The following is a 23502-nucleotide window of genomic DNA, read 5'->3' as shown; positions in this document are numbered from 1 at the left end:
GGCCGCCGCTGCGGGGGAGTCAGCAGCGGCCCGGGCGGCTGGGGCGGATCAGGCGGACGGTTCGGAGTCGGGGATCCAGTGGCCGTGGATGCCGGACGGGTTCGGGGCCCGGGCCGCCGCTGCGGGGGAGTCAGCAGCGGCCCGGGCGGCTGGGGCGGATCAGGCGGACGGTTCGGAGTCGGGGATCCAGTGGCCGTGGATGCCGGCGGGCACCCTGCGGGGGAGTTCGACCGCGGCCACGGTGCTCAGGTCGCTCGCGTCCAGGACGAGCAGCTCCGAGGCGTCGGCCTTGAGGTCGCTGACGACGGTGAGCAGATAGCCGTCGTCCTCGGCGGTCCCGCCCTCGGCGGGCGCGAAGACGGCCTCGCCGGGCATCCGGCCCTCGCCGTGCGCGAGCAGCTTCTCCTGGCCGGTCCGCGAGTCCAGCTTGACGGTGTGGTAGCCCGACAGGCCCGCGCCGGGGAAGGCGATGGCGTAGCTGTAGCGGTAGTCCGAACCGGTGTGGGCGTCGTTGATCGACGGGAACTCGGTGACAAGGTCGTTGAGGGACTCGGTGGTCACCTTGCCCGTGGCCGGGTCGACGATCCACCGGTGGAAGGTCGAGCCGGCGTCGGGGCTGGTGCCGTAACCGGGAGCGCCGACCCACCACTTCCACGAGTTCTCCCAGGCGGAACGGTCGAAGCGCGGTGCTTCGAGGACAATCCGGCCCTGCGCGTCGGTGTAGGCGTTCGCGACGTGCAACAGCGCCGCCTGGTCGGCCACCTCGAACCAGGTGGTCCTGCCCCCGGCGCGCGGCATCACGCCGATGCGCAGCGGGACGTCGTCGCGCCAGCGGTAGGGGATGCCGGAGTGCTCGGCGTGGTCGAAGACCACCGGCGAGTTGATGAAGACGACGTGCTCGCGGGTGATGGCGAAGTCGTGCATGAGCGACGGGCCCGAGCCGTCGACGACCTCCGACCTGACGATGTCGCCGGAGGCGTCGGCCACGTAGTAGGTCAGGTACGGCGGAAAGGGGCTGTAGCTGAAGAAGTGCAGCTCGCCGGTCTCCGGGTCCTCCTTGGGGTGGGCGGTCATCGAGCTGGTGAGCTTGCCGCCGAAGTCGTGGACGCCGATCGTGTCGAGGTCGGCGCTGACCTCCCAGGGCAGGTTGGCCTCCTGCAGGGCCAGATAGCGGCCCCCGTGGAAGATGATGTTGGTGGCGGCGGCGCTGACTTCGAGCTCGGTCCCGGTGAACGGCACGCCGTCCAGGAAGGGGGTTCGCACCCAGCGGTTGCGGTACCACTCGGCCCGGCCGGCCGTGAGGCGGACGCCGTGGATCATGCCCTCGCCGCGGAACCAGTGGGTGGGGGTGATGCCCGGCTTGGGGTTGTGACCGTTGCGGAAGTAGCGGCCGTTCAGCTCGGGCGGGAGGGTGCCGCGCACCTTCAGCTCATGGCCGGTGATCTCGTCGGTGACGGGGGTGAAGTGGCCGCTGATGTACGGCTTGTCCAGGGTCATGGTCATGCCTTTCGCGTCGAGAGAGCCGAGATGAGCAGCGTCAGGGCGGCGCAGGCCAGGAAGGCCGAGCCGAAGGAGGGGAGCAGGGTCAGGAAGGACAGGCCGATGGCTCCGCCGATCTGCCGGGTGGCGTTGACCAGCCCGCCGGCCAGGCCGTTGTCGGCGGCCGGGACACCCGTGGAGGACATCGCGGTGAGCCGGACGAAGGCCACCCCCAGCCCGATGCCGATGAGGAGCGTCGGGCCGAGCAGGTCCACAGGGAAGGTGCCGTCGGCCGGGGTTCGGGACAGCCAGGCCAGTCCGGCCGCCAGGACCAGCAGGCCCACGGGGAGCACATGGCGGCCGGACACCTTGCCGGTGACCCACGACGAGAGGGTGATCACGAGGGCGAGGGGAAGCTGGGTCAGCCCGGCCTCCAACGGCGAATAGCCGAGGGTGCGCTGCTGGTAGAGGGGCAGGAAGTAGAACAGGCCGAGCCAGACCGCGCCCAGCAGGGCCGTCAGCACGTTGGGCATCGCCACCACGCTCATGCGCGCCGGCAGCAGCGGGTCGGCGGCGCGGCGCTGGAGCACCACGAACAGGCCGAGCAGCGCCAGACCGATCACGGCGAGCGGCCAAGGGCCTGACAGGCCGTAGGTGAGCGCGACCAGCCCCGCCGTCACCGTCACCGCGCCGGCCGCGTCCAGGCTTCCGCCGCGTGGCCGGTCGGCCCCGACCAGCAGCCGGGTGGCCGCCAGGACGGCCAGGGCGAGGGGCACCATCACGACGAACACCGCACGCCAGCCGTAGATGCCGGTGAGCAGCCCGCTCAGCAGCACGCCCGCCGCCCCACCGGCACCGGAGACCGCGCCCCACACCCCGAGCGCGGTGCCACGCCGCTTCGTGTCGGGATACAGCGTCAGCACGAGGGCCAGCGCCGTGGGCGCCAGCAGCGCGGCGCCGATTCCCTGCACTGCCCTGCAGGCGATCAGCACGATCGCCGTGGGCGCCAGTGCCGCGCCCAGGGAGGAGAGGGCGAACAGGCCGATGCCGAACAGGAACACACGGCGAAGGCCGTATACGTCACCCGCCCGCCCACCCGGCAGCAGCAGCGCGCCGAAGACGAGTACGTAGGCGTTGACCGTCCATGCCTGGCCCGTGTCCGACAGATCGAGCCCGGCCCGGATCTGGGGCAGGGCGACGTTCACGATCGACGTGCTCAGCACGACCAGGAACTGGGCCGTTGCCAGGACCGCCAGCGGTATCCAGCCGGTGGTCGTCCGTTGCGGTGCGGTGCGGGTCATGGCTCGACACTCGCAGCGGGCGTCCGCCGCTCGCGTCGGTAGTCATCGCCTATACGACTCCTGCGGAGACCCTTAGGCGACCGGGGTCGTTCCCGGATTCCCCTGCGGCGCACGACCGCATAGGTTTTCGTACATGCCCGAGACATACACGGATGTGCTGATCGGTCGTCAGGACGAGATACGCCGGCTCGACGCCCTGCTCCAAGCGGCACGGGAAGGCCGGGGCGGCGCTCTGGTCCTGCGCGGTGAGCCGGGCATCGGCAAGAGCGCGCTGCTGCGGCATCTGGGCGAGGCCGCGACCGGATTCCTGGTCATACAGGCGTCTGGCGCGGAGTTCGAGATGGAACTGCCGTTCGCCGCACTGCACCAGTTGCTCGCTCCCGTCACCGGCCGGCTGATGGCGTTGCCGGCGCCGCACCGCAAGGCGCTGGAGATCGCTTTCGGCCTCGACACCGGCACACCCGATCCGTTCCTGGTCGGCGTTGCGTCGCTGGGCCTCCTGGTGGAGAACGTGCGGGAACGCCCGCTCCTGTGCGTCGTCGACGACGCACAGTGGCTGGACCAGGCGTCGGCCAAGGCGCTGGCCTTCCTGGCCCGCCGGGTCTCGGCGGAGTCGATCGCCCTCGTGTTCGCGGCGCGCGAGCCGAGCCGCCTGCCCGAACTGGACGGACTGCCCGCCCATTCGCTCCAAGGGCTCGGCGAATCCGATGCCCGCGCGCTGCTGGCCGCGGCGATCCGCGCCCCGTTGGACGAGCGGGTGCGCGACCGCATCCTGGCCGAGGCGCGCGGCAACCCCCTCGCGCTGGTGGAACTTCCCAGGACCGCCGGACTCGCCGGAATGGCGGGCGGATTCGCCCAGCCGGACTCGGTACCCGGCGTGATCGAGCAGAGCTTCCGGTCCCGGCTGGAACTCCTGCCGTCGGCGGCCCGGCTGCTGGTCACCGTCGCCGCCGCCGACCCGATCGGCGACCCCGGCCTGCTGTGGCGTGCGGCCGAACTCCTGGGCATCGACGCGGCTGCCGCCGCGGAGTCCGTCCCGCTGGTCGAGTTCGGCACCCGGATCCGGTTCAGCCACCCCCTCGCCCGCTCGGCCGCCTATCGTGCAGCGGCGCCGGAGGAGCGGCGCAGGGCGCACGAGGCGCTGGCCGCCGTGACCGACCGGGTCGCCGACCCCGACCGGTGGGCCTGGCATCGCGCCCAGGCCAGTGCCGGCCCGGACGAGCAGGTCGCCGCCGAGCTGGAAGCCTCCGCCGCCCGCGCCCAGGAACGTGGCGGTGTCGCGGCGGCTGCGGCCTTCCTCGAACGCTCGGCCGCGCTCACGGTCAACCCGGTCCAACGCGCAGAGCGGGTCCTCGCAGCGGTCCAGGCCAAGCTCTCGGTGGGCGACTTCGACACGGCGGCCGACCTGCTCACCACCGTCCGGACCGACGATCCGGGCCAGGCCGCCAGGGCGGACCTGCTCCGCGGCAGGCTGTCGTTCGTCCGCCGCCGTGGGGACGAAGGCCCCACGGCGCACCTCCTGCGTGCCGCCGCCCGGCTGGCGGACACCGACCCCGCCTGGTCACGGGAGTGCTATCTGGACGCCGTCGAGATGGGCCTTCTGCTCGGCGGCCTCGACCAGGTGGTGGAGGCCGCCAGGAAGGCCCCGCCACCGGACGGGCCGCTGTCCGGCGCGGCGGCGGTCCTGGCCGGTCTGATCAGCCTGGTCGGCGACGGGCATGCGGCGGCGGGGGAGATCCTCGGGCCGGTCGTCGGCGACACCGACGCCGAGGTGTGGACCAGGCGGCCGTCCCTGGGCTTCATGGTGGCCGGCGAGCTGTGGGACTTCGACGCCATGCACGGCATCGCCACCCGGGCCGTCGCGGCAGGCCGCGAGTCGGGCTCCTTCCATGCGCTGCCCATCGGACTGGCCATGCAGGCCACCACGGCCGTGCACACGGGCGACTTCGGTGCGGCGATGGAGCTGATCTCCGAGGAGGAGGCGATCGCCGACGCCACCGGCGCGGCACCGCTGGTCTACCCGCGCCTCCACCTGGCCGCGATGCGCGGGCGGCGCAAGGATGCCGTCGAACTGTTCGCGTCGGTGGATCACCGGATGAGCCTCAGCGTGCAGTGGGCGACGGCCGTGCTCAGCAACGGCCTGGCCGACTACCCGGCCGCGCTGACGGCGGCGAAGCAGGCGGTCGAGTACGGCGCCGTCGGCACGGCGGGCCTTGCCCTGCCCGAGCTGGTCGAGGCGGCCGTGCGGTGCGGCGAGACGGAGGTCGCCGCCGCGGCCCTCGCGTCCCTCCAGGAACGCACGCAGGCGGGCCGGCAGGCGTGGGGTCTTGGCGTCGAGGCCTGTGCGCGGGCCCTGGTGACCGAGGACGAGTCCGCCTACCAGGAGGCGATCGGCCTGCTCGACGACAGCGCACTGGTCGTCTACCGCGCCCGGGCACATCTGCTGTACGGGGAGTGGCTGCGCCGCCAGGGCCGACGGCGTGACGCCCGGTCCGCGCTGCGGCTGGCGCACGAGTCGCTGTCCGACCTCGGTATGGAGGCGTTCGCCGAACGCGCCGCCGGCGAGTTGCGCGCCACGGGCAAGCAGGCCCGCAGCCGCACGTCGAAGGCATCGGACCAGCTGACGATGCAGGAGGTGCACATCGCACGCCTGGTCGCCGACGGCGCCACCTCCAAGGAGGTGGCGGCGAAGCTCTTCCTCAGCCCGCGGACGGTCGACGCACACCTGCGCAACATCTTCCGCAAGCTCGGGCTCACCTCACGCAGGCAACTGCGAGACCTGCCCGACATTCGTTAGCCGCATGGTGGTGGCCGCGGCCTCGTGCGCGTTCATCGACTCCACGGGGCCGGGCCAGCTCAGCCCGTACTTGGCCCGGTAGGCACCGGAGACGCGCTGGACGAGCTCGGGGTCGTCCACCGGCTGGAGGGTGACGGGCAGCCGGGCCCCGGCCACCTCCACCTCCGTGTCCGCGCGCCGCAGGACCCGGCGGTACCACGCACTGCGCCGTCCGAAGGCCGAGCGGACATACGCCTCCCCGTCGAGCATCACCACCCAGACCGTCCTGGCCGACCACCGGCCGTTCGCATGCCGTACCCACAAGACGATCTCCGCGCGATCCATGACCGTGTTCATGGACCAACTTTCACCGTGCCGGCACTGCGTACGCGTCGGTGGTCATCACCTAGATAGGCGGGCTTCGCCGACGCGAGGGCGGTGCTCCCGCGACGAGGCTGAGTGCCATGACGAACATCGACGTGAACCCCGCAACCGCAACCACAACCGCGATCGGCACCGGAACCGGCACCCTCGAGGCGGCCCCAGGCGCAGCGGCGCCGCACGACGAGGGCTCGAAGAAGAACAAGGGCACGCAGAAGAACAAGGCCAGGCGGCGCGCCGCCAAGGCACTGGCCTACGTCGCCCTGATCTTCACCGGGCTCCTGGTCCTGGCCCAACCGTGGCTGCTGCTCCCGGTCGCGGCCCTGGTCCTGGCGATCTCCCTCTGGTACTGACCTGGGTGCCGCCGGGTGACGAACCCTCCTCGGAGGCCGTCCGCAACGACACGCGGATCCGAGAGCGAGGCGCAGCCGACGCTGCACCGGACCCCAGCGGCATTGCCGTCCGGACGATCCTTCCGGCCTTCCGGCCGCCACACGCCGACCGCCGGAAGATCAAAGAATGGACGGAGACCTCGCCCCTCGGCGGGCAGCGCCCGCGCAAACGCACTCATCACCGGCTCAGGGCAGGCCCCCCTGGGCAAGTGCATCCCCACGGGCCGCCTCGCACCGACCGGCCCGCAATCCGGAGCGAGGCGGCACCGTCTGAAGATCAACCGGAGAACAGGGTCCACATCGTGACATACGCCACGGTGTGGACCCTTTCACGTAGAAACGCAGCCGCGGAGCCGACCCAGGGCCGAGGGCCGCCACAGACAACGAGAAACGGGCCCCCATCAGGACATTCGTCCTGACGGAAACCCGTCTCTACTGGTGCGCGAGGGGGGAGTTGAACCCCCACGCCCTTTCGGGCACTGGAACCTGAATCCAGCGCGTCTGCCTATTCCGCCACCCGCGCAAAGGGTGTTGCCGCTGTGTCCCTCACCTGTTTCGGTGTCGGCCGGTCGCGACATGCAGAACATTAGCACGCGGTGGACGGTCGATTCACATGCGTTTGATTCGGCCCTCCACGGTGGAGGAGGAAAGAGCGGGCGGGGGCAAGGACGCCTCCCCCGACCCCCCGGGGTCCACCCCGAGTGCGGGACACTGTCAGGAAGCCGCCTCTACGATCCGTGTGGAGATCCGTGTGAGAGGTGACACTCATCGACGGGGCAGACAAGGGGAACCAGCCGATTTCCCGACGCGTGGATACGATCAGTAAGCAGTACCAGGACGGCAACGACGGAGGAGGTGCCCCATGGGAGTCCTGAAGCGTTTCGAACAGCGACTTGAAGGTCTGGTCAACGGCACCTTCGCCAAGGTCTTCAAGTCCGAGGTCCAGCCCGTCGAGATCGCGGGAGCCCTCCAGCGCGAGTGCGACAACAACGCCACGATCTGGAACCGCGAGCGGACCGTCGTACCCAACGACTTCATCGTGGAGCTGAGCACACCGGACTTCGAGCGGCTCAGCCCCTACTCGGGCCAGCTCGGTGACGAGCTCTCGGGCCTGGTCCGGGACTATGCCAAGCAGCAGCGGTACGCCTTCATGGGCCCGGTCAAGGTCCATCTGGAGAAGGCCGACGACCTCGACACCGGCCTGTACCGGGTACGCAGCCGTACCCTCGCGTCGAGTACATCACAGTCGCCCGACCGTGCACCCGCCGGACCTGGGGCCGGTCCGCACGGCGCCCCCGCGGGCGGCCCGCCGGGCGGAGGATACGGTTACCCTCCTGTTGGTGCTCCTCCCATGCCGGCCGCACCGCCGCCGGGGATGAACCGGCCGGGCCACGCGCCCGCCGCCGGCCGTCCTGCTCCGGCGACACCGGGCGGCATGCAGGGAACGCAGGTGCGCCGCTGGATCGAGATCAACGGCAACCGCCACCAGATCTCCCGCCCGACGCTGGTGCTGGGCCGCAGCACCGACGCCGACGTGCGGATCGACGACCCCGGCGTTTCGCGCCGCCACTGTGAGATCCGGACCGGAACGCCCTCGACGATCCAGGATCTCGGATCCACCAACGGCATCGTGGTGGACGGGCAGCACACCACCCGCGCTACGCTCCGCGACGGCTCGCGGATCGTCGTGGGCAGCACCACCATCGTTTACCGGCAAGCCGAAGGGTGAAGCGGGGGCAATGTCAGAGCTGACCCTGACGGTCATGCGGCTGGGTTTCCTGGCCGTTCTGTGGCTGTTCGTCATCGTGGCCGTTCAGGTCATCCGCAGCGACCTGTTCGGTACGCGCGTCACGCAGCGCGGCTCACGCCGCAATGCCGACGCCCGGCCGCAGCAGGCCGCGCGCCAGTCCGCTGCCGCGCCTCCGCAGCAGCGCCAGCAGGCCCCGCGCCAGCGCCGGGGGGCACCCACCAAGCTGGTCGTGTCCGAGGGCAGCCTCACCGGCACCACGGTCGCGCTGCAGGGCCAGACGATCACCCTGGGGCGCGCCCACGATTCGACGATCGTGCTGGACGACGACTACGCGTCCAGCCGGCATGCCAGGATCTATCCGGATCGTGACGGCCAGTGGATCGTCGAGGATCTCGGGTCCACCAACGGCACGTATCTCGACCGGGCCCGGCTCACCACCCCGACACCGATTCCGCTGGGCGCGCCGATTCGTATCGGCAAGACCGTCATCGAGCTGCGGAAGTAGTACGACAATGAGCGAGCGGAGCGAGCGAGCCGCAGCGGTCCCTGCACAGGACCCCGCAGCGGTCCCGGCAGCGGGCCGGGACGGGCAGCTCCCGACCGGAGGGTGGGCAGTGTGGCTCGAGACCGGCTGTACCCCGAGGCGGCGTCGACAGGGCAGGTGCGCATGAGTCTGTCACTGCGCTTCGCCGCCGGATCGCACCGAGGCATGATCCGGGAAGGCAACGAGGACTCCGGCTACGCCGGACCTCGCCTCCTCGCGATCGCCGACGGCATGGGCGGCCAGGCCGCCGGCGAGGTGGCCTCATCCGAGGTCATCTCGACACTCGTCCAGCTCGACGACGACGTGCCCGGCTCCGACATCCTGACCTCGCTCGGTACGGCCGTGCAGCGGGCGAACGACCAGCTGCGCGCGATGGTCGAGGAGGACCCCCAGCTCGAGGGCATGGGGACCACCCTGACCGCGCTGCTGTGGACCGGCCAGCGCCTCGGTCTCGTCCACGTCGGGGACTCCCGCGCGTATCTGCTCCGCGACGGCGTGCTGACGCAGATCACGCAGGACCACACCTGGGTGCAGCGCCTCGTGGACGAGGGCCGCATCACCGAGGAAGAGGCCACCACCCACCCGCAGCGCTCCCTGCTGATGCGCGCGCTGGGCAGCGGTGACCATGTGGAGCCCGATCTCTCCATCCGCGAGGTCCGGCCCGGTGACCGTTATCTGATCTGCTCGGACGGGCTGTCCGGCGTCGTCTCGCACCAGACGATGGAGGACACCCTCGCGAGCTACCAGGGCCCGCAGGAGACCGTGCAGGAGCTGATCCAGCTCGCGCTGCGCGGCGGCGGCCCCGACAACATCACGGTGATCATCGCCGACGTCCTCGACGTCGACGGCGGTGACACCCTCGCCGGCCAGCTCAGCGACACTCCCGTCATCGTCGGAGCGGTCGCCGAGAACCAGGTGCAGCTGGGCGACAACGGGGCCATGCAGACGCCCGCTGGGCGCGCGTCCGGTCTCGGCCGCCCGGTCCCCCCGCCGCACGGGGGCGGTGGCTTCGGTCCTCCCGGAAGCGGTGACGAGGCCGGCTACGGCGGGATGCCTCCGGAGGCCGGCTTCGACGCGTACACCGACGAGGACCTCGCCAAGCCGCGCTCCGGCCGGAAGTGGCTCAAGAGATCCTTCTTCTCGGTGCTCGCGCTCGCCGTCGTCGGCGGCGGTCTGTACGGGGCCTGGCGCTGGACCCAGACGCAGTACTACGTCGGCGTCAAGGGCGAGCACGTCGCGCTCTACCGGGGCATCAGCCAGGATCTGGCCTGGGTTTCGCTTTCGAAGGTCGAGAAGGACCACCCCGAGATCGAACTCAAGTACCTGCCGCCGTACCAGCAGAAGCAGGTCAAGGAGACGATCGCCGAGAGCAGCCTCGGCAGCGCCCGCCACAAGATCGAGGAGCTCTCCACGCAGGCGGCCGCCTGCAAGAAGGACGAGCAGCGGCGCAGCGCCGACAAGGCCGCACCCAGTGCGCCTCCCGGCGAGGGCCAGGCCGGCGGCACGACCGGCACCCAGCCCTCCACCCAGTCCGCCCAGACCAAGCCGACCGCAGCCACTCCCTCTCCGGGCCCCACCCTCTCGGAGGAGGAGCAGAAGCTGGCCTCGAACTGCGACAAGCAGTGAGCGGCATAGCGGTAGACCCGTAGGGGGCCTTTCTCCACCATGAGCGTTGTCACCAACACGACCACCATCGGCGCGATCGAACTGCCGAGCCGCCGCAACACCGAGCTCGTGCTGCTCGCCTTCGCCGTCGTCATTCCGGTGTTCGCGTATCTCAACGTGGGCCTCGCGCTCGACGGCGAGGTGCCGACGGGCATGCTCGGGTACGGGCTAGGGCTCGGCCTGCTTGCGGGCGTCGCCCATATCGTGGTGCGGAAGTTCGCCAAGTACGCCGACCCGCTGCTGCTGCCCCTGGCGACCCTGCTCAACGGGCTCGGCCTGGTGCTGATCTGGCGGCTGGACCAGTCGCCCCGGCTGATCTCGCTGGCCAAGCGGAGCATGGGCAGCTTCAGCCCGGACGCCCCCAACCAGCTGATGTACTCCGCGATCGGTATCGCGCTGTTCGTGGGTGTGCTGCTGGTCCTCAAGGACCACCGAGTCCTGCAGCGCTACACGTACATCTCGATGGCGGCGGCGCTGGTGCTGCTGGTGCTGCCGATCATCCCCGGCCTCGGTGCGGACGTGTTCGGCGCCAAGATCTGGATCCGTGTCGGCGGCTTCTCCATCCAGCCCGGCGAGTTCGCGAAGATCGTCATCGCGGTCTTCTTCTCCGGCTACCTCATGGTGAAGCGCGACGCCCTGGCCCTCGCCAGCCGCCGCTTCATGGGGCTCTACCTGCCGCGCGGCCGTGACCTCGGACCGATCCTCACGATCTGGGCAATAAGCCTGCTCATCCTGGTCTTCGAGAACGACCTCGGAACCTCGCTGCTGTTCTTCGGCATGTTCGTCGTCATGCTGTACGTGGCCACCGAGCGGACCAGCTGGATCGTCATCGGTCTGCTGATGTCCGCGGGCGGCGCGGTCGGCGTGGCCTCGTTCGCCAGCCACGTCCAGGCCCGTGTGAACGCCTGGCTCGATCCCTTCGCCTGCTACGAGGTCTCCGGCGCCTGCCAGCAGATCGGCCAGGCGATCATGTCCTTCGGCTCCGGCGGGGTCCTCGGCACCGGACTCGGCCAGGGCGACTCCGACCTCATCGGCTTCGCCGCCAACTCGGACTTCATCTTCGCCACCGTCGGCGAAGAGCTCGGCCTGGCCGGAGTGATGGCGTTCCTGCTGCTGTACGGCTTGATCATCGAGCGGGGTGTCCGCACGGCCCTGGCCGCCCGTGACCCCTTCGGAAAGCTGCTCGCGACCGGACTGTCCGGCGCCTTCGCTCTCCAGATCTTCGTCGTCGCCGGCGGTGTGATGGGCCTCATCCCTCTCACCGGCATGACGATGCCGTTCCTCGCCTACGGCGGCTCCTCCGTGATCGCCAACTGGGCCCTGATCGGCATCCTCATCCGGATCAGCGACACCGCGCGCAGGCCCGCGCCCGCCCCCGCCTCGTCCCCCGACGCCGAGATGACCCAGGTGGTCCGACCGTGAACAAGCCTCTGCGCCGCATCGCGATCTTCTGCGGACTCCTGGTCCTCGCGCTGATGATCCGGGACAACTGGCTCCAGTACGTACGCGCCGACGAGCTGAACACACACAAGTACAACCGCCGCGTCCAGATCGAGCGCTACGCCCACGAGCGCGGCAACATCATCGTCGACGGCAAGCCCATCACCGGCTCCGTCGCGACGGACGACACCGACTACAAGTACAAGCGCACCTATGTCGACGGCCCCATGTGGGCCCCCGTCACCGGCTATGCCTCGCAGGCCTATGACGCCAACCAGATCGAGAAGCTCGAGGACGGCATCCTCACCGGCAACGACGACCGGCTCTTCTTCGACCGGACCATGGCGATGTTCACCGGTGACAAGAAGAAGGGCGGCAATGTCGTCACGACCCTGAACACCAAGGCCCAGCGGGCGGCGTTCAAGGGACTCGGCGACAAGAAGGGCGCGGTCGCAGCCATCGACCCGGGTACCGGCAGGATCCTCGCGCTCGCGTCGACGCCGTCGTACGACCCGTCCACCTTCTCCGGCTACTCCGGCAAGGACGAGAAGGCCTGGCTCGCGCTGGAGAAGGACAAGGACAAGCCGAAGCTGAACCGGGCGCTGCGCGAGGCCTACCCGCCCGGCTCCACCTTCAAGGTCGTCACGGCCGCCGCCGCCCTGGAGAACGGCGTCGTCACGGACATCAAGGCCCCGACCGACACCCCCGAGCCGTACCGGATCCCGCTGTCCACCCGGCCGATGATCAACCAGCACGGCGGCTGCGAAAAGGCGAGCCTGAACAAGGCCATGGAGATCTCCTGCAACTCCGTCTTCGCAAACCTCGGCGACAAGGTCACGCGGGACAAGATGCTGGAGACGGCCGAGAAGTTCGGCTTCAACAACCCCGAGGTCGACATCCCGGTCCGCGCCTCGGCGTCGGTCTACGACAAGAACATGGACCGTGGTGGCAACGCCCAGTCGGCGATCGGCCAGTTCAACACCGCGGCCACCCCGCTCCAGATGGCCATGGTCGCCGCTGCGATCGCCAACGACGGCAAGCTGATGAAGCCGTACATGGTCGACCGCCTCGAGGCTCCCAACCTCGACGAGCTCGAGCGGACCGAGCCGGAGGAGATGAGCCGCCCGCTCTCCGAGAAGAACGCTCAGCTTCTCCAGGAGATGATGGAGAACGTCGTCGAGAACGGCACCGGTGACAACGCGAAGATCGACGGTGCGACGGTCGGCGGCAAGACGGGTACCGCTCAGCACGGCGTCGGCAACAGCAAGCGCCCCTACGCCTGGTTCATCTCGTACGCCAAGACCGGCGACGGCTCGCCGGTCGCCGTCGCCGTCGTCGTCGAGGACTCGGCGGGCACGGCCCGTGACGACATCAGCGGCGGTGGCCTGGCCGCCCCGATCGCGCGGGACGTCATGGAAGCAGTGATCAAGGGCTGAGGCCGTGGCAGTCGTCGCTCACGGGTGCGGCTGACACCCGTGAGCCCGGTCATGACGAAGACCTCCGGTGTGGTGCGGCCGTCCAGGCGCACCACACCGGAGGTCTTCGTCCTTCCCGCGCGCTCCCGGCCCCAAGACGGCTTCGGCCGACTGGTGTTGGCCTTCCGGAAGCCCCCGGACAGGTCGTTCTTGCCCTCCGCGGAGCCCGGAGCTCCCGGACCGGCCCGCGCGGAGCCCACTGGTGTTCGAAGCACGCCCTCCACAGCCGTGAGGGCCGAAGTCGGGCGCTTCCTGACCGTGGGAGCACTCCGCGTCCACCGGCTCGGATATGTCATGGCCGCGCGTCATTCCCTGCCTCGGACCACATGGCGGGCGCCGCGCGGCCCCATCGCGCGAGAGCGATGCCCATGGCCGTCGGAACCGATGCCGCTCCTGCTGCCGGCGGCCACCGTGTTTTCAGGTTCGGCACGCTCTTCGGAACAAGCGCGACGCCGCCGCTCCTACGGTGATTCGTCGATGCGGCCGTGCCGTCGGCGATCGGATTCTCCCTAGTTCCCTCGGGCATGGGCCCGGTGGGCGAACGACAGGTGAATCCACAGATGAATCCATATTCGGTGCAGGCATTTCGTGACCTGTTTCGCCCCGGCTCCAAGAAACGTTCCTTCTGTCGAGCGTTCGCATGAAGGGCCCGTGTCGGGCAGGCCGCTCCCGAACGCTCTTGAGCTTGGGCCGCGGCCGTTCCGGTGGCGATCTCGTCACGGTGCGCAAGGCATTCGCGAGCTCCACGGCTCATGGTCCGGCGTGACACCGGAACACGCCCCGGCAGTCGCCGTCATGGAAGTGCCGGTCACTACCGCACCGAATGCGTATGCGGAGCCGAGGCCGCTGTGGAATTCTTCACTGGATTCATCGGGGTGCCCTTCATCGGGCGGATCGAGTCTCCGTGGCAGCGGCTCCGCCGAAGGCCCGACGGGATGATCAGCCATTCCCTCGACGCGGCAATACCAGCCATCTCCTGGCCGAAAGCCCATTCCGGCGAAGTCCTGCGGCCGGGTCATGAACGCGTTCAACGACGGGTCCATGACAACCCTGGGGGACCCCTCGGCAAACCCTGACAGTGATACCAGTCACATATCAGCTGCCGGTCGGGGTCCAGTACCGTGCGGCCCGCCGGGTACGGTATCCCGAGCAACCACACGTGACGGTTGAGGGAGAGGTCTACCGCTATGGAAGAGCCGCGTCGCCTCGGCGGCCGGTACGAGCTGGGCTCGGTGCTCGGCCGTGGTGGCATGGCGGAGGTCTACCTCGCCCACGACACACGGCTCGGCCGGACCGTCGCCGTCAAGACGCTGCGGGCCGACCTCGCCCGCGATCCGTCCTTCCAGGCCCGGTTCCGCCGTGAGGCCCAGTCGGCCGCCTCGCTGAATCACCCTGCGATCGTCGCGGTGTACGACACGGGCGAGGACTACGTCGACAGCGTGTCGATTCCGTACATCGTGATGGAGTACGTCGACGGTTCCACGCTGAGAGAACTGCTGCACTCCGGGCGCAAGCTGCTGCCCGAGCGCACGCTGGAGATGACCATCGGCATCCTCCAGGCACTGGAGTACTCGCACCGCAACGGGATCGTCCACCGGGACATCAAGCCGGCGAACGTCATGCTGACGCGCACCGGCCAGGTCAAGGTGATGGACTTCGGCATCGCCCGCGCCATGGGCGACTCGGGCATGACCATGACCCAGACGGCGGCCGTCATCGGCACGGCCCAGTACCTCTCACCGGAGCAGGCGAAGGGCGAGCAGGTCGACGCCCGGTCCGACCTGTACTCCACCGGCTGTCTGCTCTACGAGCTGCTGACGGTCCGGCCGCCGTTCATCGGGGACTCCCCCGTCGCGGTCGCCTATCAGCACGTACGGGAGGAACCGCAGCCGCCCAGCGTCTTCGACCCCGAGATCACGCCCGAGATGGACGCGATCGTCCTGAAGGCACTGGTCAAGGACCCCGACTACCGCTACCAGTCCGCCGACGAGATGCGGGCCGACATCGAGGCGTGCCTCGACGGTCAGCCGGTCGCGGCGACGGCGGCCATGGGTGCCGTCGGCTACGGCGCCGGGTACGGCGGCCAGCACGACGACCAGCCCACCGCCGCACTGCGCCAGGCCGACCCGGCCGGTCAGACGTCGATGCTGCCGCCCATGAGCCCCGACGACGGCGGTTACGGCTACGACGACCGCCCGGACCGCCGCCGCCAGAAGAAGTCGAACACCTCGACCATCCTGCTGGTGATCGCGGGCATCCTCGTGCTCATCGGTGCGATCCTCATCGGCAGGTCGGTCTTCGGCCAGGACGGCGGCACCGGCAGGATCGCCGTCCCGAACCTCGTCGGGAAGCCCCTCGCGGAGGCCAAGCAGTTCGGGGTCAACGCGAAGGTCAAGGTCGCCCAGGACGGCACCGCCCGCTGCAACGAGCCGAAGGGCAGCGTCTGCAGCCAGACGCCGGCCGCGGCCCAGGGCGCCAAGATGAACGAGGGCGAGACCATCCGCGTCGTCGTCTCCGAGGGCGCTCCCCTGGTCGAGGTGCCGGACGTCGTGGAGCAGTCCGAGGCGAGGGCCACGGAAGCCCTGGAACGCAAGGGCTTCACTGTCAAGACGGAGTCGGTGGAGGCGGACCAGGAAGCCGGCACCGTCGTGAGCCAGGACCCCGAGGGCGGCACCAAGGCGGAGAAGGGGACCGAGGTCACCCTGAAGATCGCCAAGCAGGAGACGCAGGTCGTTCCGCCCGTGGTGGGCTCTCAGCTCGCCGCGGCGAAGGACCAGCTGACCAAGCTCGGGTACGTGGTCGTCGAGCAGCAGGTCGACTCCGACAAGCCTGCGGGCGAGGTCGTGGCACAGGACCCGTCGGCGGGCTCCAGGCAGCCGAAGGGTGCCACGATCACTCTGCAGGTCTCCAAGGGCCCGCAGACGCCTCAGACCCCGGTACCCAACCTGTTCGGCCAGACCCTCGGCAACGCCAAGCAGCTGCTCGCCCAGGCGGGCCTGCAACTCGGCAATGTCGACGGCTCCAACGACGACAACGCCATCGTCATCGCCCAGGACCCGCAGGCGAACCAGCCGGTCAATCCCCAGCAGCCCGTCAATGTGAAGACTGCGGGTGGCAACGGCGGCAACCCGGGCGGGAACGACAATGGCGGCGGCTTCTTCGGCGGTCCCGCCGGCTAGGGTCTTTCGTTTGGATCAGGCTGGATCAGTGAGCGGGTTCCGGTGCGACAACGCGGCGAGCGTGCGTGCCGGGACACGCGCGCCCGCCAAGATCCAAACGAGAGGCCCCAGGTCCTGACGGCCTTCGTGAGCCCCGGCATCCTGACGGTGCCGGGGCTCACTGCTGTCCCGGCTCGCGGCTGCCCGACTCGCAGCTGTCGGGAAGGAGGGAAGCAGGACGCCCGTCATGGATTCATCGTGAAAACACGGGGGACGGCACTGACGAATCCCCGCCCTTCTCGAATGTCCCAGAGGCCCCGTGCGATCGATCGCAGCCGTTCGCCGACGCCGACGACCCATTCCGTATGAAGCAGAGAGACGCTCGGGCTCTACCGAGGAATCGGTTCTGGGTGGGACGGGGCGACGTTCGCCCCATTCGGTCCCGTGAAGAGCAGGGCACCCCGGCTCAGGAAGCAGCGCACAGCCGGAGACGGCGCGGCTCGGCAATCAGCGCGCAGTTCGGGGCTCGCCGCGGACTCAGGAAGCAGCGCGCAGTTCGGCCGGCTTCGTACGGTCCTTGTCGACCTTCTCCGTGCGCTCCAGCTCGCCCCAGACGACGTATCGGTAGTCGGACGTGTAGACGGGCGTGCAGGTCGTCAGGGTGATGTACCGGCTGGGCTTGGTCCTGCCGGATTCCTTCGGGACCGGCTGGAGGACGTCGACATTGAACTTCGACGTCTCCTTGAGGTCCTTGAAGACCTTGTAGACGTACCAGGTGTCCTTGGTCTCGAAGACGATCGAGTCGCCCGTCTTGACCTTGTGGATGTTGTGGAACTTGGCCCCGTGGCCATCGCGGTGTGCGGCAAGCGTGAAGTTGCCCTGCTTGGCGGACGGAAGGGCCGACCGGATGGGGTCGATGTAGTAGCCCGCGACCCCGTTGTTGAGCGTCTCGGGGTCGGTGCCCTTCTTCACCAGCACTTCACCGTTCCTCATGGCGGGTACATGGAGGAAGCCGATGCCGTCCTTGGTGTCCAGCTCCCCCGGACCACCTGCCCAGCGGTCACGCACCAGGTTGCCGTCCTTGGCTGCCTCACGATCGGCGAGGACGTTCGTCCACCACAGCGAGTAGACGACGAAGAGAGCCAGCAGCACCCCCGCGGTGATCAGCAGCTCGCCGAAGACACTGATGGCGCCGGCAATCCGGCTGCGTGCACGTGCCACTGCACCTGTCCCTGTTGTATGTCGTCCTGAAAGCGGTCATCCGTCAGCCGACGAGAGCGTCGGGCTTGCCCTTGCTGCGCGGGCGTTCCTCGAACATCTTGCCCCACACGATCATGCGGTACGTACTCGTGAATTCGGGCGTGCACGTCGTCAGGGTGATGTACCGGCCAGGACTCGTGAAGCCCGAGCCCGTCGGCACGGGAGCGATGACACCGACGTTCGCCGGCGAGGTCTGCGGGAGGATGCTCGCCATCTTGTACGTGTAGTACATGTCCTGGGTCTCGACGACTATCGCGTCACCGGGCGTGAGGCGGTTGATGTAGCGGAACGGCTCGCCGTGCGTGTTGCGGTGGCCCGCGACCGCGAAATTGCCCTGCTTGTCGGACGGCATGGCGGTCTTGAGCTGCCCGTCGGCATAGTGGCCGACCATCCCGCGGTCGAGCACGGTGTGCTTGTCGATGCCCTCGGCGATGGGGACGACCACATCGAGCTTGGGGATGTGCATGATGGCGAATCCCTGGCCCGGCTCGAAGACGCCTGGTGCGCGGCCCTTGGCCCAGTCGTCCTGGATCTTGTCGGCGGCGGCATTGGCCTGCTGCCCCGCGAGGATGTTGGTCCACCACAGCTGATAGGTGACGAACAGCAGCATCAGCACGCCGATGGTGATGAAGAGCTCGCCGAAGACCCGGCTGGCGACGACCGCGGGGCTGTCCTTCTGGGCTCGGGCGAGACGGCGCGCCTCGACGCGGGAGAGCGGGGCCCCGCTCTCGCTCCGCGCGGACGGCGCTGATGCGGCCCCCGTCCGTGCGGGCGGTGCCGGAGCGGCCCGGCGTCGTCCACGGCCTTTTGCAGCGCGCCGGCGCTCTGCGCGGCCGCCGGTGGGCTGTTCGGGAGCTTCCGCGGCAACCCGGTGCGCGCCTCCCGCCCGGTGCTTGCCGTGCATGGCGTCGGTCCGCACGGCCGTCTCGTCAGTGGGCACCGGCGGGGGAGCCGGAAATGCCTGAGCGGCGGACAGCGGCTCCCGCATGAGCTGGGTGCGTGCCTGCTCGGCCTGTTGCTGCTGCCCGTACCAATCGCTCTGGTAGCCCTGGGAGTCGTCCACGGAGTACTGGCGGTGTCCCGCCCACTCCTGAGGCTCCTGGGGCTCCGGGGGACTGTCCCCGGCCCAGGACCACGGCGATCCCCCCTCGCCGTTCACGCCAGAGCCTTACCCACCACCGGCGCAAGCCCTGCCGAGCGGCCGACCGCGCCCGTGTCGCCGCACTGCTCCAACCAGTTGGCGAGCATCAGATGACCGTGTTCGGTGAGAACCGACTCGGGGTGGAACTGCACGCCCTCGACGGCCAGTTCACGGTGGCGCAGCCCCATGATGATGCCGTCCTCCGTACGCGCCGTGACCTCCAGCTCGTCCGGAACCGTCTGCGGCTCGGCCGCCAGCGAGTGGTAGCGCGTCGCCGTGAAGGGGGAGGGCAGCCCGGCGAAGACGCCCTTGCCGCCGTGCAGCACGGCGGAGGTCTTGCCGTGCAGCAGCTCGGGGGCGCGGTCGACAACACCGCCGTAGGCCACGGCCATCGACTGCATACCGAGGCAGACGCCGAAGACCGGGACGCCGGTCGCGGCGCAGTGGCGGACCATCTCGATGCAGACGCCGGCCTGCTCGGGCCCGCCGGGACCCGGTGACAGCAGCACACCGTCGAAGCCGTCCTGCGCATGCGACGTGGACACCTCGTCGTTGCGCACGACTTCGCACTCCGCGCCCAGCTGATACAGGTACTGGACGAGGTTGAAGACAAAGCTGTCGTAGTTGTCGACGACGAGAATGCGCGCGCTCACTGGCCGTCCACCGTCACATCGTTGAACGGAAGCAGCGGCTCCGCCCAGGGGAACACATACTGGAACAGCACATAGACGACCGCGAGGATCAGCACGAGCGCGATGAACGCCCGCGCCCATGCGTTGCCGGGCAGATGCCTCCAGATCCAGCCGTACATGCTGTCCCTTTCCATTCGGTACGGGACCAGAGTAAAGGGCGCCAGGGGCCTGTGGGTCAGCTGTGGAAAGCTTCGGGTTTGCCGTCCGTCACAGGCCGGACCTCGTCGAGGTACGCCCAGGCGATCAGCCGGTGGCTGCTTCCCCACTCGGGGTCACAGGTGGTCAGCGTGAGATAGCGGCCCGCCCCGTCGAAGCCGGACCGGCCGGGAACGGGGTCGATGACGGCGACATCACCGGGGACGGTCCGGTAGGGCTTCCGCTTGACGCGGTACGTGAACCAGGCCGTTCCGTCCGTCAGGATCACCGCGTCTCCCGGCCGCAGCCGCGGGAAGTCCTTGAACGGGTCCCCGTACGTACGGCGGTGACCGGCCACCGCGAAGTTCCCGGACTCGCCCGGACGGGCGGTCCCGGAATAGTGTCCGAGCCCCTTCTTCAGAGTGGCGGCGTCCGTGCCCTCGAGCACCGCCCAGTCCCAGTCCGCGCCGAAGCGGGGGACGTACATGACGGCGAAGGGCTTCCCCGCGGCGTAGGGGGCGGGCGGACCGGGGGCGGGCGCCGGGGATGCGGGAGTTCCGGGCGCCGCCGGGGTCGGTACGGGCAGCCGGGACCACTCCCGCTGCAGTCTGTCGATCTCCCCGTCCGTCGCGTCCGCGGCCTTCACGCCGGTCCAGAACAGCACGTACGCCACGAAGAGCACGATCACGGTGCCGACGGTGATGCAGATCTCGCTGAAGGTCCTGACGATCAGTCGCACCGGCACCGACGGGCACCTCCCGGGACTAGGGGCTTGCGTTGGATTGGGCTGGATCGGTGAGCGGAGTCCGGTGCGTGCGATCGCAAGGCGGAGGGAAGAGCCCACGCGGAGCGTGGGCGACCGACGACAACGGGACGAGCGTGCGTGCCGGGGCACGCGAGCCCGGCAAGATCCGAACGAGAGGCCCTAGCTCACGGGCTTCGCGTAGTGGAGATCCACTGTGCCCGAGTAACCGGGGAGAGTCACCGTGTCGCGCTCGTCGACTTTCCAGCCGAGTCCGTAGGCCTGCACATAGAGCTGGTAGTTCTGGATGGCCGGCGATGCGGTGAGCGCACGCTTGAGGCTGCCGGGGTCACCGACAGCGGTGATCTTGTACGGCGGGGAGTAGACCCGGCCCTGGAGGATCAGCGTGTTGCCGACACAGCGGACCGCGCTGGTGGAGATCAGCCGCTGGTCCATGACCTGAATGCCCTTGGCACCGCCCTGCCAGAGCGCGTTCACGACGGCCTGCAGGTCCTGCTGGTGAATGACCAGGTCGTTGGCCTGCGGTTCCGGGTAGCCCGGGGCCGCCTGGGCGTTCGGAGGCGCATCATTGAGAGTGACGGAGACGGCCCGGCCACTGAGCTTCTTGGTCCCGGCCGCCTCCTCCAGAGCCCGGAGTTTGTCGTCCTCGGCCTTGGTGGAGCCGTCGTCGCGGCGGGCGAGAGCGTCGACGTCCTCGCGGACCGCGCCGGTGGACTCGTCCAGCTCGGCGTTCTTCTCGCTCCGCTGCTGGATCAGGTCGGAGAGCTTCAGCAGCGAGTCGTCCGTGCGGAGGTTGGTGCCCTTGGCCGTATTGAAGCTGGTGACGAAGATCAGTCCGGCGAGCGCGAAGACGGCGGCCGTCAGCAGCCGGACCGGCCGCCACGCGGGGCGCCGGACCGGCCCTTGGGGGGAGTCGCCGGAATTGCTCAACGTACCCTTACTCCTACGGTCGCCGCGGAAGCACTACGCTAACGGACGCCCGGGGGAGGCCGTGATCCCCCTCTAGCTCCCACCCGGCGCCAGCCACAGTTCCCCTGCGCGGTCACGCAGCGCATCGACAGGAGAGTCCCTCGTGCCGAAGTCACGTATCCGCAAGAAGGCCGACTTCACGCCGCCGCCCGCGAAGCAGGCGACCAACATCAAGCTGACGAGTCGCAGCTGGGTCGCGCCGGTCATGCTCGCGCTGTTCCTCATCGGACTGGCCTGGATCGTCCTCTTCTACGTCACCGACGGCAGCCTGCCCATCGACAGCCTCCACAACTGGAACATCGTGGTCGGCTTCGGCTTCATCGCGGGCGGGTTCGCCGTGTCCACCCAGTGGAAGTAGCTGTCGGCAACGTCTGTCAAGCTCTGCCCCGAGGTTATCCACAGCGTTGTCCACAGCAGTGGGAAAAGGTCTGACGATCTGTGGATAACTCAGGGAGTGTTGACGCCGGTGTGACCACAGCGGCCATTCCAGCGACAACCGCCCACACTGTTCGCCCCTTGCCCCTTCTGGGAAAACCCAGCTCAGAGACAAGGGGCACAGTTGTTCTCCACGGGATGCACAAGATCCGCCACACGCTGTGGACAACTTTGGGGAAAGCTCGCGCTCAGGTGAGCGTGAGGGTCCTTGCCACGACGATTCCCACGACCGCGACCAGAACCAGCGCACAGGTGCCGTACTGCACGAGCGCCCTTCGCTCACGCGGGGCGTGCACCATGCCGAAGACGATGGCCATACCCGCGACCAGTCCGCCCACATGTGCCTGCCACGAGATCCCGGCCCAGGGGTTGAAGGTGAAAAGCAGGTTCAGCGCGAGGAGCACGATGACAGGGCGCATGTCGTAGTTGAGCCGGCGCATCAGCACGACCGTGGCACCGAGCAGGCCGAAGACCGCTCCGGAGGCGCCGAGCGTGGCCGTCGTGGGTGCGTCGAGGAGATAGACGAGCGCACTGCCCGCCAGACCCGACAGCAGATAGAGCGAGAGATAGCGCACCCGGCCGAGCGCCGCTTCCAGCGGACCGCCCAGCCACCACAGCCCCAGCATGTTGAAGGCGATGTGCCAGATTTCCTGGTGCAGGAACGTCGAGGTGAGCAGCCGGTACCACTGCCCGTCGGCGACACCCTCGAACACCGCGTGCGGCGGCGCGGGCCAGGCACCCAGCATGACCAGCTGATTGACCACACGGGCACCGCCCACAGCGGCGGCGATGAAGACTGCGAGGTTGATCCCGATCAGAATTTTCGTGATCAGACGCGGGTCGCCCGATGTGACCGCGGCGCCCACGATCGTGCGTGGCCGGTTCGCGGCCGGGGCGTGCCCGGTGCCCGACCCGCCGCGCACGCACTCCGGGCACTGGAATCCGACCGAGGCACTGACCATGCACTCAGGGCAGATCGGCCGCTCACAGCGGGTGCAGGTGATGCCCGTCTCACGGTCCGGATGGCGGTAGCAGCTCGGCAGCGCGTGCGCCGCCCGGGACTGGTCCGGGCTTCCTGGCGCCTGATCCATGAGATCCCCTTGTCTTGGCGCAATGCATCGCCCCGCTCGTCATACGGACGAGCGGGGCGCAAAGGTTCCCGTACCCGGAACCACCCTCGCGGGATCAGCTCGCGCGGGTCTCGATCACGACGGACTCGATCACGACGTCGTTGACCGGGCGGTCGGTGCGGGGGTTCGTCTGGGCGGTCGCGATGGTGTCCACGACCTTCTTGCTGGCCTCGTCGGCAACCTCACCGAAGATGGTGTGCTTGCGGGTGAGCCATGCCGTCGGCGCGACGGTGATGAAGAACTGCGAGCCGTTGGTGCCCGGGCCGGCGTTGGCCATGGCCAGCAGGTACGGCTTGTCGAAGGCCAGGTCCGGGTGGAACTCGTCCGCGAACTCGTAGCCCGGGCCGCCCGTGCCGTTGCCCAGCGGGTCGCCGCCCTGGATCATGAAGCCGCTGATCACCCGGTGGAAGACCGTGCCGTCATACAGCTTGTCGGTGGACTTCTTGCCGGTCGCCGGGTGCGTCCACTCGCGCTCGCCGGCCGCGAGCTCGGTGAAGTTCTTGACCGTCTTCGGCGCGTGGTTCGGCAGGAGCCGGATGTCGATGTCGCCGTGATTGGTCTTGAGGGTGGCGTAAAGCTGCTCGGCCACGATCTGCCTTCCTTAAGTCTTCTCTGA

The 23502-nt window shown here is 69.2% G+C and carries 20 protein-coding genes and 1 tRNA gene; 9 read left to right on the top strand and 12 right to left on the bottom strand.

Features of this window, described 5'->3' with window-relative positions; genetic code table 11:
- Positions 1 to 159: 159 nt before the first annotated feature.
- Both AC068D_RS09300 and AC068D_RS09295 read right to left on the bottom strand, forming a co-directional pair.
- On the bottom strand, positions 160 to 1503 hold the full coding sequence (locus AC068D_RS09300) for a carotenoid oxygenase family protein (protein WP_478822341.1): 1344 nt from the start codon (positions 1501 to 1503) through the stop codon (positions 160 to 162).
- The gene (locus tag AC068D_RS09295; protein ID WP_478822340.1) at positions 1500 to 2780 is read right to left on the bottom strand and encodes an MFS transporter; all 1281 of its coding nucleotides are present in this window, start codon (positions 2778 to 2780) and stop codon (positions 1500 to 1502) included. Before AC068D_RS09295 ends, AC068D_RS09300 begins: the two co-directional genes overlap by 4 nt.
- Positions 2781 to 2913: 133 nt before the next feature.
- Here AC068D_RS09295 and AC068D_RS09290 point away from each other — a divergent pair, with 133 nt between their 5' ends.
- Entirely contained in the window at positions 2914 to 5577 is a 2664-nt protein-coding gene (locus AC068D_RS09290; protein WP_478822339.1) for a helix-turn-helix transcriptional regulator, read from the top strand.
- On the opposite strand, the gene AC068D_RS09285 is transcribed toward AC068D_RS09290, so the two are convergent.
- Positions 5539 to 5913 (bottom strand): DUF2255 family protein, encoded by a 375-nt coding sequence (locus tag AC068D_RS09285; protein WP_478822338.1) that lies wholly within the window; start codon positions 5911 to 5913, stop codon positions 5539 to 5541. The two genes, AC068D_RS09290 and AC068D_RS09285, sit on opposite strands and share 39 nt — an antisense overlap.
- A 107-nt stretch (positions 5914 to 6020) precedes the next feature.
- Here AC068D_RS09285 and AC068D_RS09280 point away from each other — a divergent pair, with 107 nt between their 5' ends.
- On the top strand, positions 6021 to 6290 hold the full coding sequence (locus tag AC068D_RS09280) for a hypothetical protein (RefSeq protein ID WP_478822337.1): 270 nt from the start codon (positions 6021 to 6023) through the stop codon (positions 6288 to 6290).
- A gap of 475 nt (positions 6291 to 6765) precedes the next feature.
- Here AC068D_RS09280 and AC068D_RS09275 read toward each other — a convergent pair.
- Positions 6766 to 6852 (bottom strand) — tRNA-Leu (locus AC068D_RS09275).
- Between the two features lie 339 nt (positions 6853 to 7191).
- Between AC068D_RS09275 and AC068D_RS09270 the strand changes: the two genes are divergently transcribed.
- The 6 genes from AC068D_RS09270 to pknB all read left to right on the top strand — a co-directional run bounded on the left by AC068D_RS09270 (position 7192) and on the right by pknB (position 16382).
- The gene (locus AC068D_RS09270) at positions 7192 to 8058 is read left to right on the top strand and encodes an FhaA domain-containing protein (protein ID WP_478822336.1); all 867 of its coding nucleotides are present in this window, start codon (positions 7192 to 7194) and stop codon (positions 8056 to 8058) included.
- A 10-nt stretch (positions 8059 to 8068) separates the two neighbouring features.
- Positions 8069 to 8584: an FHA domain-containing protein FhaB/FipA gene (locus AC068D_RS09265; protein WP_478822335.1), complete on the top strand. Its 516-nt coding sequence runs from the start codon at positions 8069 to 8071 to the stop codon at positions 8582 to 8584.
- A 162-nt stretch (positions 8585 to 8746) separates the two neighbouring features.
- Positions 8747 to 10249, top strand: a complete 1503-nt coding sequence (locus AC068D_RS09260; RefSeq protein ID WP_478822334.1) for a Stp1/IreP family PP2C-type Ser/Thr phosphatase — start codon at positions 8747 to 8749, stop codon at positions 10247 to 10249.
- Positions 10250 to 10288: 39 nt separating this feature from the next.
- On the top strand, positions 10289 to 11710 hold the full coding sequence (locus AC068D_RS09255; protein ID WP_478822333.1) for an FtsW/RodA/SpoVE family cell cycle protein: 1422 nt from the start codon (positions 10289 to 10291) through the stop codon (positions 11708 to 11710).
- Positions 11707 to 13164, top strand: a complete 1458-nt coding sequence (locus AC068D_RS09250; protein ID WP_478822332.1) for a peptidoglycan D,D-transpeptidase FtsI family protein — start codon at positions 11707 to 11709, stop codon at positions 13162 to 13164. Before AC068D_RS09255 ends, AC068D_RS09250 begins: the two co-directional genes overlap by 4 nt.
- 1226 nt (positions 13165 to 14390) lie before the next feature.
- A complete protein-coding gene (pknB, locus tag AC068D_RS09245) occupies positions 14391 to 16382 on the top strand; it encodes a Stk1 family PASTA domain-containing Ser/Thr kinase (protein ID WP_478822331.1) in 1992 nt (663 codons plus the stop codon).
- Positions 16383 to 16898: 516 nt separating this feature from the next.
- Here the strand turns inward: pknB and AC068D_RS09240 are convergent.
- From AC068D_RS09240 to AC068D_RS09215, 6 genes are all read right to left on the bottom strand, one after another.
- A complete protein-coding gene (locus AC068D_RS09240; protein WP_478822330.1) occupies positions 16899 to 17582 on the bottom strand; it encodes a class E sortase in 684 nt (227 codons plus the stop codon).
- A 43-nt stretch (positions 17583 to 17625) separates the two neighbouring features.
- Positions 17626 to 18780, bottom strand: coding sequence for a class E sortase (locus tag AC068D_RS09235; protein ID WP_478822329.1), 1155 nt, complete (start codon positions 18778 to 18780; stop codon positions 17626 to 17628).
- Positions 18777 to 19415, bottom strand: a complete 639-nt coding sequence (locus tag AC068D_RS09230; RefSeq protein ID WP_478822328.1) for an aminodeoxychorismate/anthranilate synthase component II — start codon at positions 19413 to 19415, stop codon at positions 18777 to 18779. The genes AC068D_RS09235 and AC068D_RS09230 overlap by 4 nt, the downstream gene beginning before the upstream one ends.
- Positions 19412 to 19588, bottom strand: a complete 177-nt coding sequence (locus AC068D_RS09225; RefSeq protein WP_478822327.1) for a hypothetical protein — start codon at positions 19586 to 19588, stop codon at positions 19412 to 19414. Before AC068D_RS09225 ends, AC068D_RS09230 begins: the two co-directional genes overlap by 4 nt.
- Positions 19589 to 19629: 41 nt before the next feature.
- Positions 19630 to 20334: a class E sortase gene (locus AC068D_RS09220; protein ID WP_478822326.1), complete on the bottom strand. Its 705-nt coding sequence runs from the start codon at positions 20332 to 20334 to the stop codon at positions 19630 to 19632.
- A 180-nt stretch (positions 20335 to 20514) separates the two neighbouring features.
- Positions 20515 to 21282: a DUF881 domain-containing protein gene (locus AC068D_RS09215; RefSeq protein WP_478822325.1), complete on the bottom strand. Its 768-nt coding sequence runs from the start codon at positions 21280 to 21282 to the stop codon at positions 20515 to 20517.
- A gap of 142 nt (positions 21283 to 21424) precedes the next feature.
- Between AC068D_RS09215 and crgA the strand changes: the two genes are divergently transcribed.
- Positions 21425 to 21679 carry a cell division protein CrgA gene (gene crgA / locus AC068D_RS09210; RefSeq protein ID WP_478822324.1) on the top strand — a complete coding sequence of 85 codons (255 nt, stop codon included), beginning with the start codon at positions 21425 to 21427 and terminating at the stop codon, positions 21677 to 21679.
- 265 nt (positions 21680 to 21944) lie between these two features.
- On the opposite strand, the gene AC068D_RS09205 is transcribed toward crgA, so the two are convergent.
- A complete protein-coding gene (locus AC068D_RS09205; protein ID WP_478822323.1) occupies positions 21945 to 22847 on the bottom strand; it encodes a rhomboid family intramembrane serine protease in 903 nt (300 codons plus the stop codon).
- Positions 22848 to 22941: 94 nt separating this feature from the next.
- Complete coding sequence (locus AC068D_RS09200; protein ID WP_478822322.1) at positions 22942 to 23475, bottom strand: peptidylprolyl isomerase; 534 nt, start codon at positions 23473 to 23475, stop codon at positions 22942 to 22944.
- Positions 23476 to 23502: the final 27 nt, after the last annotated feature.

It is taken from the genome of Streptomyces sp. NPDC043861, assembly GCF_056435905.1.
This window is presented reverse-complemented; position numbering and strand designations above follow the sequence as displayed.